The sequence below is a fragment of the Mesorhizobium sp. CNPSo 4671 genome, from assembly GCF_057784245.1.
This window is the reverse complement of record NZ_JBWLUW010000012.1, coordinates 130,160-142,436: the sequence shown is the minus strand read 5'-3', so window position 1 is coordinate 142,436 and position 12,277 is coordinate 130,160. Positions and strand designations below refer to the sequence as shown.

General features: G+C 64.2%; 14 protein-coding genes. 4 read left to right on the top strand and 10 right to left on the bottom strand.

Annotated elements, in window-relative coordinates:
• Positions 1-66 precede the first annotated feature (66 nt).
• The 3 genes from AC04SF_RS29150 to AC04SF_RS29140 form a co-directional block, all read right to left on the bottom strand.
• The gene (locus AC04SF_RS29150; protein WP_488480576.1) at positions 67-375 is read right to left on the bottom strand and encodes a putative quinol monooxygenase; all 309 of its coding nucleotides are present in this window, start codon (positions 373-375) and stop codon (positions 67-69) included.
• A 64-nt stretch (positions 376-439) separates the two neighbouring features.
• Positions 440-1,222, bottom strand: a complete 783-nt coding sequence (locus tag AC04SF_RS29145; protein ID WP_488480575.1) for an SDR family NAD(P)-dependent oxidoreductase — start codon at positions 1,220-1,222, stop codon at positions 440-442.
• A gap of 62 nt (positions 1,223-1,284) precedes the next feature.
• Positions 1,285-1,722, bottom strand: coding sequence for a DsrE family protein (locus AC04SF_RS29140; protein ID WP_488480574.1), 438 nt, complete (start codon positions 1,720-1,722; stop codon positions 1,285-1,287).
• A gap of 94 nt (positions 1,723-1,816) precedes the next feature.
• On the opposite strand from AC04SF_RS29140, the gene AC04SF_RS29135 reads away from it, so the two are divergent.
• The 3 genes from AC04SF_RS29135 to AC04SF_RS29125 all read left to right on the top strand — a co-directional run bounded on the left by AC04SF_RS29135 (position 1,817) and on the right by AC04SF_RS29125 (position 3,615).
• A complete protein-coding gene (locus AC04SF_RS29135) occupies positions 1,817-2,920 on the top strand; it encodes a hypothetical protein (RefSeq protein WP_488480573.1) in 1,104 nt (367 codons plus the stop codon).
• A 66-nt stretch (positions 2,921-2,986) separates the two neighbouring features.
• The gene (locus AC04SF_RS29130) at positions 2,987-3,232 is read left to right on the top strand and encodes an antitoxin (protein WP_488480623.1); all 246 of its coding nucleotides are present in this window, start codon (positions 2,987-2,989) and stop codon (positions 3,230-3,232) included.
• Positions 3,229-3,615 (top strand): PIN domain-containing protein, encoded by a 387-nt coding sequence (locus tag AC04SF_RS29125; protein WP_488480572.1) that lies wholly within the window; start codon positions 3,229-3,231, stop codon positions 3,613-3,615. The genes AC04SF_RS29130 and AC04SF_RS29125 overlap by 4 nt, the downstream gene beginning before the upstream one ends.
• A 5-nt stretch (positions 3,616-3,620) precedes the next feature.
• Here AC04SF_RS29125 and AC04SF_RS29120 read toward each other — a convergent pair whose 3' ends face one another.
• The 3 genes from AC04SF_RS29120 to AC04SF_RS29110 form a co-directional block, all read right to left on the bottom strand.
• Positions 3,621-4,568: a cation diffusion facilitator family transporter gene (locus AC04SF_RS29120; protein ID WP_488480571.1), complete on the bottom strand. Its 948-nt coding sequence runs from the start codon at positions 4,566-4,568 to the stop codon at positions 3,621-3,623.
• A gap of 5 nt (positions 4,569-4,573) precedes the next feature.
• Positions 4,574-6,763 carry an anthranilate synthase gene (locus AC04SF_RS29115; protein WP_488480570.1) on the bottom strand — a complete coding sequence of 730 codons (2,190 nt, stop codon included), beginning with the start codon at positions 6,761-6,763 and terminating at the stop codon, positions 4,574-4,576.
• Between the two features lie 95 nt (positions 6,764-6,858).
• On the bottom strand, positions 6,859-7,014 hold the full coding sequence (locus AC04SF_RS29110) for a hypothetical protein (protein WP_488480569.1): 156 nt from the start codon (positions 7,012-7,014) through the stop codon (positions 6,859-6,861).
• A gap of 69 nt (positions 7,015-7,083) precedes the next feature.
• Between AC04SF_RS29110 and AC04SF_RS29105 the strand changes: the two genes are divergently transcribed.
• Positions 7,084-7,854, top strand: coding sequence for an isocitrate lyase/PEP mutase family protein (locus tag AC04SF_RS29105; RefSeq protein ID WP_488480568.1), 771 nt, complete (start codon positions 7,084-7,086; stop codon positions 7,852-7,854).
• 1 nt (position 7,855) lies between these two features.
• Here AC04SF_RS29105 and AC04SF_RS29100 read toward each other — a convergent pair whose 3' ends face one another.
• From AC04SF_RS29100 to AC04SF_RS29085, 4 genes are all read right to left on the bottom strand, one after another.
• The gene (locus tag AC04SF_RS29100; protein WP_488480567.1) at positions 7,856-8,911 is read right to left on the bottom strand and encodes a peptidase M14; all 1,056 of its coding nucleotides are present in this window, start codon (positions 8,909-8,911) and stop codon (positions 7,856-7,858) included.
• 177 nt (positions 8,912-9,088) lie between these two features.
• A complete protein-coding gene (locus AC04SF_RS29095; RefSeq protein ID WP_488480566.1) occupies positions 9,089-10,264 on the bottom strand; it encodes an MFS transporter in 1,176 nt (391 codons plus the stop codon).
• Positions 10,265-10,375: 111 nt separating this feature from the next.
• The gene (locus AC04SF_RS29090) at positions 10,376-11,752 is read right to left on the bottom strand and encodes an FAD-containing oxidoreductase (protein ID WP_488480565.1); all 1,377 of its coding nucleotides are present in this window, start codon (positions 11,750-11,752) and stop codon (positions 10,376-10,378) included.
• Complete coding sequence (locus AC04SF_RS29085) at positions 11,749-12,210, bottom strand: DUF4126 domain-containing protein (RefSeq protein ID WP_488480564.1); 462 nt, start codon at positions 12,208-12,210, stop codon at positions 11,749-11,751. Before AC04SF_RS29085 ends, AC04SF_RS29090 begins: the two co-directional genes overlap by 4 nt.
• Positions 12,211-12,277 lie beyond the last annotated feature (67 nt).

Genomic DNA, 12,277 nt, shown 5'->3' with positions numbered 1-12,277 from the left:
TTCTGGTCTTAGACCTGGAGCGGAGTGATGCGAACCCCGCCGTGCTGAAAAAGCTCCTCGCAGGTCTCAGCCCGTCTTGCCGTCAGGCAACCCGAAGCCGCCGACGGGGTGGGTCTCCACCTGGAACTCGAAGCCGGCGATGAAGGGGCGCGCCTTGGCGATGGCCGCCTGGACTTCCGGAAGCTGCAGCGAGGCCTTGTGGCTTGCCTGATCCGTCCACACCTCGGTCACCCAGATCGCGTCGGCATCGGCCGGGTCGGTGGCGATGATGTAGCTCAGGCAGCCAGGCAGGGCGCCGGTGCTGGCGCGCAGGACGTCCATGACAGCGTCGCGCTGGCCGCGCGCCGCCCGCATCTTGCCGATCAGTCCGTACATTCCGTTGTCTCCCCTTCAAAGTCTCCGACAAGAGTGTGCGGGCCTTCAGTATGCAGGCAGCCGGTCACGGCATCAACTGGCCGCCATTCACCTCGATCACCTGGCCGGTGATGTAACCGCTCAGCAGGTCCGACGAGAGGAACAGATAGGCGCCGACGCAGTCTTCAGCCGTGCCGGCACGTCCTTGCGGAATGGTGGCGACCATGCCCCTTATCTGCTCGTCGGTCGAATAGCGCTCATGGAAGGGTGTGAGTATGACGCCCGGCGCCACGGCGTTGACGCGGATGCCGAAGCCGATCAGTTCCTTGGCCATGCCGCGCGTGACATTGGAGACGAACGCCTTGGCCGAACCATACAGCCCGGCGCCGCCGGCGGCGCCGTTGCGGGCGGCGATCGAGGAGGTGTTGACGATGAAGCCGCCCTGTTTCTTCAGCCATGGCATTGCCTTGCGTGAGGCGGTCAGCACCGAGCGCGCATTCAGGTCCATCACCGCATCGTAATGCGCCTCGGTCTGATCAGCATAGGGCACGCGGCCGAGCATGCCGCCGGCATTGTTGACCAGCCCGTCGAGGCGGCCGAAATGCTGGGCGCTATCCTCGACGACGCGCTCGACATCGGTAGGGATGGAGAAATCGCCTTGGACGAGGAACACCTCGCCGCCATTGTCGGTAATCGTCTTGCCGAGCTTCTCGGCGGCGTCGCGGCTCGAATTGTAGTGCAGCGCCACCCTGGATTTCTGCGCGGCATAGGCCAGCGCCAGTGCCGCGCCGATGCCGGTCGAGGCACCGGTGACCAGCACCGCCTTGCCGGCGAGATCGGGGATGCTGAGTGTATTGGTGGCTGGCACTGTCGTTCCTCCGGGATGTTTGCCCGCTCTTCGTAGGCCTTTGCCACCCCGGTGTTCAAGCCTCACGGGCGCAGATACGCATAGCCCTGGCTTTGCAGTTCCGCGAGCTTGACGACGCCGCCCTTGTCGGCGGCGTGGAAACCGGCGAGCAGGTCGGTGAGCGAAATGTCCATGCCCCGCATGGTGTTGCCGCAGGCCTGCGGCTCGAGCCCCTGCTGCACCAGGCCGGCGAAGCGGCCGGAGACCGCGGCCGATATGCCCTTCGACTTGAAGGCGGCCAAGGCCGGGCCATGCACGACCAGCACGATGTCGACATTGCCGCCGGTGCCCTCATAGTGGTTCTTGATGTTGCCCAGCACGAAGTTGACCTTGTCCACATCGCTCAGGTGATAGGCCACTTTCGGCCTGGCAGGCTCCGTGGCAGCGGCCTGCACCGCCCGCAGGCCAAGAAACGTTCCGGTCCCGGCAAGAACCGCGCGGAACATGTCACGTCGGCGCATGGCATCCTCCCTGGATTCACTGCAACTTGCGTGGCTCCGGTCGCAATACTAGCATAAATTGACGTTACGTCCTGTCGGTGCGAGGAGAGGTCACATGACGTTCAGGGCAGGGGAATGGAAGACAGTTGCGGGCGCCGGATTTGCCGTTGCGCTGGTTGGTTTGCTGATCGGCACGGCTGTCGCCGACGACGCGCTTAAACTTAGGGAACTCAGCCCGAACGGGGCGGACGCCTGTTTCGGCCGGGTCTATGACGCGGCGCATCTCAAGGCGCATCCGAAGCAGAAAGTGGCGCGGATCTTCTTCTACTACGGCCATGACCCGGTCAGCCGGCCGAACGAGGAACCGGCCGCGAATTCCGACACCTCCTACAATGGCTTCGTCACCACCACGGTGCGTGGCGCCAAGGCGCCGCAATGGGCGAGCGGCTGGTGCAATCACGAATCCGAGGACGGCACATCAGGCCCGATCCGCTGCGGCATGGATTGCGACCGCACGCTGGCATCGCTGAAGGTCGACGACAAGGGCCGGGTGCTGCTGTCCGACCTGTCGCCCGATATCTACCTCGATCCGGACTCGGAGGAGCAACTCGGCAAGGCGGAGTACGACAGGCAGGCGCTCGGCTCGGAGGACGACAATTTCCGCCTCGACCCGATGCCGGCCGCGACCTGCAAGGCGGAGTTCGCGCGCATCGATCCGATCGATCCGGCACTTGGGGCGCCGCTGCGCGAGCGGCTGAAGCCCGACCAGCCCTTCTGCTATGGCCGCGATTACGATGCGGCGCATATGAGCTCACACCCCAACCAGCTGACGCAGTCGATCCGGGTTTTCCGCGGGCCGGTGGAACTCGCTTCCTACGCCTCTGGCGGTGAGGTCGCCAACTGGCCCGATGGCGCCGACATTGCCGTCTCGGTAACGACGCGGCTGAAGTCGGGCAAGGTCACGCAGACCTATTCCTGCCAGGGCGAAGCCGACCAGTGGCGTTGTGCGGCAAGCTCGAAGATGAGCGATTTTGCCTGCGACATCGCGCAAAAGGAGATCTTCCTCAAGCGCGGCGCCAACGGCATGATGATGCTCGCCAATCCCAACAGCAGCCTGGCGATCGTCGATCTCTGCTCGAAGGCCGCCGACGGCAAGACGAAGTCGGACGACAAGGTCTACCGGCTGGAGCCGATGCCGCAATCGGCCTGCGCACCTTGAGCGGGGACTTGTCCGTGCTAGCGAGAGGGGATATATCTTTGCTATATCTCATTTGAGGGTGGCATGATGGACAAAGCAAAAGTGTTCTGGTCGGGTCGGTCGCAAGCCGTGCGATTGCCTAAGGAGTTTCGTTTCGAAACAGACGAGGTTTCGATCCGCCGCCATGGGCAAACTGTTATATTGGAACCACTTGCGCAGGATTGGGCATGGCTCGACCAGGTGATCGGACCAATTGACAACGATTTCGCCGAGGCAGCGCTGGAACGTCAGGATGGGCAGGATCGCCCTGCCTTGGATGACGTCTTCAAGTGATCTATCTGCTCGACACCAATGCCGTTATCGCAGTCATCAAGGGTGATGACGGTCTGTTGGCTCTCCTCAAACAGCATACGCCGCAGGACTTTGCCCTCTCGGCGATCGTTGTGCACGAACTGTACTATGGTGCTGCGAAGAGCCAGCGAAAAGCCGAGAATTCAGCGCGCGTCAATGCTCTGCAGTTCCCGGTGCTCGAATTCGATCGGGAAGACGCCAGACATGCCGGAGAGATTCGGGCAACGCTTGCGACGTTGGGGACTCCGATTGGCCCCTATGATGCGTTGATTGGCGGGCAGGCGCGTGCTCGGAACCTTGTGCTGATGACTCGTAACGTCCGGGAATTCGAACGGATCAAAGGTCTCGCTATCGAGACGTGGTGAACCGCTCAAGCAAACGGCACCGCCGTCGTGCCTTTGGGCAGTTTCGCCTCATCATCCGGCTCGACATGGATGGTGACGCGCACCGAGGGGATTTCGGCTTTCAGGGCGTCCTCGATGCGGTCGCAGATCACGTGGCTGGCGCCGACCGACATGTCGGCGTCGACGACCAGATGGAACTCGATGAAGGTGGCGCGGCCGGCGATGCGGGTTTTGAGGTCATGCACCTCCAGCGCGCCTTTGCAATTGGCCGAGATGACGTCGCGGATGTGCATATGCTCCTGCGTGTCGACGGCGCGGTCCATCAGGCCGTTCATCGATGAGCCGATGACATGCCAGCCCTGCCACAGGATGTTGAGCGCGACGATGACGGCGAGCGCCGGATCGAGGATCTGCCAGCCGGTCAGGATCGCTCCGACCAGGCCGCCGAAGACGCCGATCGAGGTCACCACGTCGGTCAAGATGTGATTGCCGTCGGCGACCAGCGCCGGCGACTTTTCGGCCCGGCCGGCGCGGATCAGCGTCCAGGCCCAGAAGGCATTGATGACGGTGGCGATACCGTTGACGGCAAGACCGTTCCAGGGCTTTTCCAGCGGCGCCGGCGCTTGCCAGGAGCGCCAGACCTCGTTGAGGATCAACAGCGCGGCGAGCACAATCAGCACGCCTTCCAGCACCGCCGAGAAATACTCGGCCTTGTGGTGGCCAAAGGGGTGATCCTGATCGGCCGGCTTGTAGCTGACCTGGATCGCCCAGAACGCGGCGACAGAAGCGATGACGTTGACGATCGATTCCAACGCATCGGAATAGAGCGCGACCGAGCCGGTGACGTACCAAGCGACGAGCTTCAGGCCGAACACGACAAAGGCGATCACGATCGACCAGAAGGCAAGGTTGGCAACCTTGCGCTTCGCGGCCGCCTTGGCTGCGATCGCCATCGTGCTCTCGGCTTCGGCCATCGCGGTCAGGCTGCCTTTTCCTTGGCCTTGCGCGGCAAATGAGCGACGATGTTCTCGATGATGCGCATGCCGGCATTGTGGCCGAGCGTCATGATCGATTCCGGATGGAACTGCACGGCGGCGATAGGCTCCTTGCGGTGCTCGAAGGCCATGATGATGCCGTCCTCCGTCTCGGCCGTGACGATGAAGTCGTCGGGCAGCCGCACCGGATCGGCGAAGATCGAGTGGTAGCGGCCGACAGTGACTTCCTTGGGCAGGCCGGAGAAGATGATGCCAGGCTTTGAGACGCGGATGCGCGAGGGCTTGCCGTGCATGGGAATGTGCAGCTGGCGCAACTCGCCGCCATAGGCCTCGGCCAGCGCCTGCAGGCCAAGGCAGACGCCGAAGATCGGCAGGTCGCGGGCGCGCGCCTTCTTTATGGTCGCCGCGCAATCGAAATCCTTCGGGGTGCCCGGTCCGGGCGACAGCACGACGAGATCGGGCTTGAGCCGCTCGAACACTTCCTCCGGCACCGGCGTGCGCACTGTCGAGACATTGGCGCCGGTCTGGCGGAAATAGTTGGCCAGCGTGTGGACGAAGGAGTCCTCGTGGTCGACGAGCAGGATGTTGACGCCGTCGCCGACGCGCGCGGTGGTGCGCTCGGTGCTGGCGGAATTGCCCGTCTTGGCGTCGCGGATGGCGGAGAGCATGGCGGATGCCTTCAGTTCGGTTTCGGCTTCTTCTTCCTCAGGGATGCTGTCGAAGAGCAATGTGGCGCCGGCGCGCACCTCGGCGATGCCATCCTTGATGCGGATGGTGCGCAAGGTGAGGCCGGTGTTCATGTCGCCGTTGAAATTGACCATGCCGATCGCCCCGCCATACCAGGCGCGCGGGCTCTTCTCGTTCTGCTCGATGAAGCGCATGGCCCACAGTTTCGGCGCGCCGGTGACGGTGACCGCCCAGGCGTGCGACAGGAAGGCGTCGAAGGCATCCATGCCTTCGCGCAGGCGGCCCTCGATGTGATCCACCGTGTGGATCAGGCGCGAATACATCTCGATCTGGCGGCGGCCGATGACACGCACCGAGCCCGGTTCACACACTCGCGACTTGTCGTTGCGGTCGACGTCCGAGCACATGGTCAACTCGGACTCGTCCTTCTTCGAGTTGAGCAGTTTCAGGATCTGCTCGCTGTCGGAGATGGCGTCGTCGCCGCGCTTGATGGTGCCGGAGATCGGGCACGTCTCGACGCGGCGGCCATTGACGCGCACGAACATTTCCGGCGAGGCACCGATCAGGTATTCGCCTTCGCCGAGATTGATGAAGAACGAATAGGGCGAGGGGTTGATCGACTTCAGCTTGCGCGAAATTTCAGACGGCTGCGTCTCGCAGCGCTCGTAGAACATCTGGCCGGGCACGACCTCGAACAGGTCGCCGCGCTTGAAGCTATCCATCGCCTTGCGCACCAGATTGGCGTATTCGCCCGGCTCATGGTCACCGCGCGGCGGGATGCGGTCGGCGGTCTTGAACGGCTCGGCGATTTCGTCGCGCGACAGGCCTTCGGTCGAAAAACCCTCGCCTGAATAGTCGTAGCGGTCGGTCCACGCCTTGGCCGAATAATGGTCGACGACCAGGATCTCGTCGGGCAGGAACAGCACGAGGTCGCGCTGGCTCGGCTTGCGCTCGAGCTTGTAGTCGACCGGGTCGAACTGGAAGGCGAGGTCGTAACCGAACGCGCCATAGAGGCCGAGATTGGCGTCTTCCTCGGTCTTGAACAGGGCCGTGATGGCGCGCAGCACGGTGAAGACCGAAGGCACGCGGCTGCGTTCCTCCTCGGTGAAGACCCGGCCGGGCTTGGCGACGTCGAGGCGGATCAGCGTCTTCGTCGTCTCGGCGATGGTGATGTCGGCAAGGCCACCCAGCGTCTTGCCGATGACCGGCAGCAGCGCCTCGCCACGACCATTCAGCGCCTCGATGCGCATGGCGCGGCCACGCGCCGAGATGACCAGCGGCGGATCGATGATGGCGGTGTCCCAGCGCGTGTAGCGGCCGGGATATTCGTAATTGGAGGAAAACACCGCGCCGCGGCGCGAATTCAAGCCGTCGACGTAAGCGTCGATCGCGCCTGCATAGGGCCGGTCGTGGCGCTCGCGGGTGATGGTGATGCCACCCGCCGTCACGAAGCTTTCAGCGCCGTTTTCCAGAACCTTCATCGTCATTGCCGTCTCCATTTGGCTTGTTGGGCAACGGACCCGGACTGGCTTGGAAAAAACAAATGGCCGCCCGGACTTTCCGTTGCGGCCACCCTCTCTTTTCACGCACGCGCGTTCGAACAGGCCGCTGTCAGCAGGCCCACCACCAAATGGTCTTGGTCGAACGCATGTTCATGGGCGAAATCCATAGCGGCGAAAAACCGGATGCGCAACTGGTTTGAAAAGTCTGTTCGGTGGCCGCCGCTTCTCAGGCTCATGGCACATCGCCAGAGCCGGCGGCCCCGGCTAGGCTGGGCTTCCAACAAAACCAAGACGGGAAAACACCAATGACCGAACAGGCCGAGCGCGCGCGGACGTTCCATTCCCTTCACGTCAAGGGTAACCCGATCGTCCTCTACAATGCCTGGGACCCGGGCTCGGCCAAGATCATCGAGAAAGCCGGCGCCAAGGCGATCGCGACGGGAAGCTGGCCGGTCGCGGCCGCCTTTGGCTACGCCGATGGCGAGAAGATTCCGCTGGAGCTGGCACTCGACAACATCAAGGGCATCGTGGCAGCGGTCGACCTGCCGGTGACCATGGACCTCGAGGGCGGCTACGGGGTCGATCCGGAATTCGTTGCCCGCACGGTGACGTTGGCGTTGCGTGCCGGTGCCATCGGTTTCAATTTCGAAGACCAGATTGTCGGCGGCAGCGGCCTGCACGACATTGACGTCCAGGTGACACGTATCGAAGCCGCCGCCGCTGCCGTGAAGGCTTCCGGCATCCCGGCGTTTATCAACGCCCGCACTGACATTTTCCTCAAGGCGAAGCCGGATGCGCATGACGACGAGTTGCTCGACCAGGCCATCGAGCGGGCGCGTGCCTATGAAAAGGCCGGAGCGAACGGCTTTTTCGCGCCGGGTCTTGGTGACGAGGGTCTGATCGAGACGCTCTGCAAGGCCACGGCGCTGCCGGTCAACATCATCGCGCTGGCGCATGTGCCGCCGCGCCAGCGGCTGGCCGAACTCGGCGTCGCCCGCATCAGCCACGGCCCGGTGCCGTACCGGCAGATGGCCGAATGGCTTGAGGCCAAGGCGCGGCTGGCGATCTCGGGTTAGGTCAGTCCTCCAGCGTGCCTGACCTGGCATCAGCGCTCTTCCTGTCGCCGACCAGTTTCAAAAGATCCTCGCCGGCGCGGATGATGCGGCGCGAGCGGCGGGTCAGGATGATGCCGTCCTGGGGTGCGAACACTTCGGCGCGGCCATCGGTCTCGCCTGGCGCATGGACGATGGTGGCGAGACGATCGCCCCTGGCGACGCGGTCGCCGGGCTTCACGTCATAGAGGACAGCGCCGGCCCGGGGCGCCGGCATCATGTCGATGTTTTCCAAGGGGGCGACGACGCCCTTGAATGGACCGGGTGCGGGGAGCGCGCTATCGGTGACCACGCCGCGCGCCACCAGCAGGCGGTAGAGGCCTTCGGCGTCGGCGGTGGCCAGCGCGCCATCGACATCGAGGATGCCGCGATATTCGACCGTGGTGGCGACACGGCGGTCGAACTTCGCCACGTCGGCGGGAACGCTCTGATAGGGCATGATAGAGGCACCCTCGAAGGTGCCGTCAGTGTCCTCGCTCCACAGCACGACCGCATCGACGCCCATGGCGGCGGCGCAATCGGCCATGGCCGGCCACAGGCTGGTGTGGACGTAGAGATAGGCAAGGCCTTCGTCGTCGCAGTGCAGGTCGAGCACGATGTCGTGGCCGAGCGACAGTTGCACCAGACGCGACTTCAGCCGCTGGTCGGCGCCGCCAAAGCCGGTGTCGGGCAAAAGCTTGGCGTCGGGCGCGGCAAGCAGCGGAAAGGCGCGGTTGAAATTGGTGCGGGTGCCCAGGTGAAAGCGGCCCTGGTGCTCGCCGAAATGGTATTGCGCGCGGCCGATCGGGTTGGCCCAGGGCACGATGGTGATGTTGCCGTTGATGCGGCCTTCGGCCTCGGCCTTGCTCAGCGCCGGCATCAGCGCGTCGATGGCGACGACGCCCGGCAGTTCGCCGGCATGGAGGGCGGCCTGCAGATAGGCCGAAGGCGCCGCCTTATCGCTGCCTGTGAAGCGGAACACCGGGAATTCGTAGGAAACGCCCTCGCTGTCACCGGCGATGCGTTCGATCGATTTCTGCATGACGTCCTCCCTAAACAGCCACGAGACATGCCCATTTGGGGCTATCGATGTCGATTGGTCCAGCCGGCCGCGCTATGGGCGCAAGAGCAGCCTTTTTTCCGTGCTGCATGTCGTTGTCCCAAAACCGCTGCGCACCCTCGGGTCAAGCCCGTGGGCATGCTTTTGGGCGACACGCAGCTACTCCGCAGCAGCCTGAAGCGGGACCGGCGCGCGCCGGTCCAAGGCTTGCGACAGCACCGCGACGGTGACCGCGAGCAAGGCGAGCACCGCGCCTACCAGCGGCAGATCCGCGTAGGAAACGCCGGCCGAGAGGGCCACGCCGCCGATCCAGGCACCGCTGGCATTGCCGACATTGAAGGCGCCCTGATTCAGCGTGGCGGCAAGGTTCGGCCCTTCCGACGCTGCCTCGACGACGCGGATCTGCAGCGGCGGCACGACGACGAAGATGAGCAGGCCCCAGAGGAAGACGATGCCGATGGCGACACTGGCAATTGCGCCGAACTGCATGAAGCCGACAAACAGCACCGCCATCAACAGCAGCGTGCCGATCACCGTCGGCATCAGCTTCCAGTCGGCCAGCCGGCCGCCGATGATGTTGCCGATGGTCATGCCGGCGCCGAACAGCAGCAGCACCCAGGTGACCGCTGATGTGGACAGGCCGGACACATCGGTCAGATAGGGCTTGATGTAGGTGAAAACGGCAAACAGGCTGGCCGAGGCCAGCGAGGCGATCAGCATCGCCAGCCAGACCTGCAGCTTGCCCAGCACGCGCAGCTCGCCACGCAGGCCGCCGCCGCTCGGTTCAGCGACGTCTGACGGCACCAGCCAGGCGATGGCAGCGACCGAGATCAGGCCGATGCCGACCACGGCGAAGAATGTGGAGCGCCAGCCGAAAGCTTCGCCAAGTGCCGTGCCGGCGGGAACGCCTAGAATGTTGGAAAGCGTCAGGCCGGCAAACATCAGCGCCATGGCGCTGGCGCGCTTGTTGCGCGGCACCAGGCTGGCGGCAACGACCGAGCCGATGCCGAAGAAGGCGCCATGGCCAAAAGCGGTGAAGACACGCGCGGCCATCAGCGTCCAATAATCAGGCGCGATGGCACAGAGCAGATTGCCGACGACGAATGACGCTGTCAGCCCGACCAGCACTGGCTTGCGCGGCAGATGCGCGGTGGCCATGGCGACGATCGGCGCGCCGAAGACGACGCCCAGCGCATAGCCGGTGACCAGCAGGCCGGCCGAAGGGATCGACACGCGAAGGTCGGCGGCGACCTCCGGCAGCAGGCCCATGATGACGAATTCGGTGGTGCCGATGCAGAAGGACGCAATGGCAAGCGCAAGGATCGGCAAAGGCATGGGGCGTCCAGACTGAATCGGTTCAATTTGAAGATTGAACGACGAGCCAAGCCATGCGCAATGCACATTGCTGCAATGCACCAATGCAGAAAGTCCAGAGCTCGAAATGTCTCAGACCAGCGGCCTCAGCTCCTGGGCAATGGTGGGCAGCAGTTCCGAGACAGTGGGGTGGATGTGCATCGCGCGCGCCAGAGTGTCGACGGGTGCCTTGGCATACATCAAATCGAGCACGCAGTGCACCGCTTCGTCGCCACCGGGGCCGAGCACCGAGCAACCGAGAATCTCGCGCGTGTCGGCATCGACGAGTATCTTCATGAAGCCTTGCGTCTCGCCCTTTTCGACGGCGCGGCCGACACGGGTCATCGGCCGCTGGCCGACCAGCGCGCGGCGTCCGGATTTCTTCACCGCCGCCTCGGTCATACCGCAGCGGCCGAGCGGCGGGTCGATGTAGAGCGCATAGGCCTCGATGCGGTCACTGACCTTGCGCGGGTCGTTGTCGAGCAGATTGGCGGCGACGATCTCGTAGTCATTGTAGGAGGTGTGGGTGAAGGCGCCCTTGCCATTGCAGTCGCCCATCGCCCAGATGCCTGGGACGCTGGTACGCAGCTGGTCGTCCACGATAACGGCACCACGCTTGTCGACGGCGACGCCGGCTCTGTCGAGGCCGAGATCGTCGGTGTTGAGTGTTCGGCCGAGCGCCAGCAGCACATGTGAGCCGACCGCCGGTGGCTTGCCGGCCGAGAAGGTCACGGCGATATCGCTGCCCTGTTTGGCGAAGCCGATGTCATCAGCGCCGACATGGACCGCGATGCCTTCATTTTCGAGGATGGACAGGATGGTGGCCGAGACGTCCTCGTCCTCGCGTCCGGTCAGGCGCGGGCTCTTCTCGATGACGGTGACTTCGCTGCCGAATCGGCGGAACATCTGCGCGAATTCGAGCGAGATGTAGCTGCCGCCGACGACGATAAGATGGCGCGGCAAGACGTCGAGATCCATCATCGAGGAGTTGGTCAGGTAGTCGATGTCGTGGATGCCGGGAAGGTCGGGCACAGAGGCGCGGCCGCCAGTGTTGAGGAAGATCTTGCCGGCGGTCAGAAGGTCATCGCCGACGCGCACCGTGTTGGCGGATTCGAAGCGCGCATGGCCACGATAGAGCGTGCATTTGTCCATGCCGGCGATCCAGCTTTCCAGCCCGGTGCGGGAGGCGCCCGAAACCTTGTCCTTGCGCGCCTTGATCGCCTTATAGTCGACGCCGACAGGGCCACTGAGCGTCACGCCATAATCGGCGGCGCGCCGCGCCAGATGCGCGGCATAGGCGCTCGCCACCATCGTCTTGGTCGGGATGCAACCGGTGTTGACGCAGGTGCCGCCGACCAGCTTGCGTTCGATCAGCGCCACGCTCATGCCGGCTGCGTTCAGCCTGCCAGCGAGCGGTGTGCCGGCCTGGCCGGCGCCAATGATGATGGCGTCGAAGGTTTTTGCCGTCATGCCACCGCCGCCACGATCAGCAGGCCGCCGATGATCGCCACCGCGTCCTCGATGAAGGCGGCGGGCGGATCCTTGCCGAAAGCGGCCGCCAGCCGGCCGCGCGCTTCGGCCCCGCCATACGTGCCGATGACCGCGCCGATGGCGCCGGAGATCAGGCCGCCTATGGTGGAACCACCTGTCGCACCGATCACCGCGCCGGTGAAGGCGCCCATGATGATGCGGGCGCCGAACTGCTGCGGCACTTTACGGCTCGGCGTCGACGGCAACTGGTCGGTGACCAGCTCGACGATGGCGAGGATGGTGAAGATGCCGACAGCGGCCCAATGGCTCATGAAGCTCGCCCAGGTGCCGGCAACCGGCAGCCAGCCGAGATATGCGCCCCAGGCGACCGCCGCCGGCGCGGTCATGGCGCGCAGACCGGCAATGACGCCGATCAGAAGTGCAAGAAGATAGAGCATGTTGATCCCCTCGATCACCCGGCCAGAACGGCCTTCAGATGGCAGGCTACCATAGGTCCGATATTTG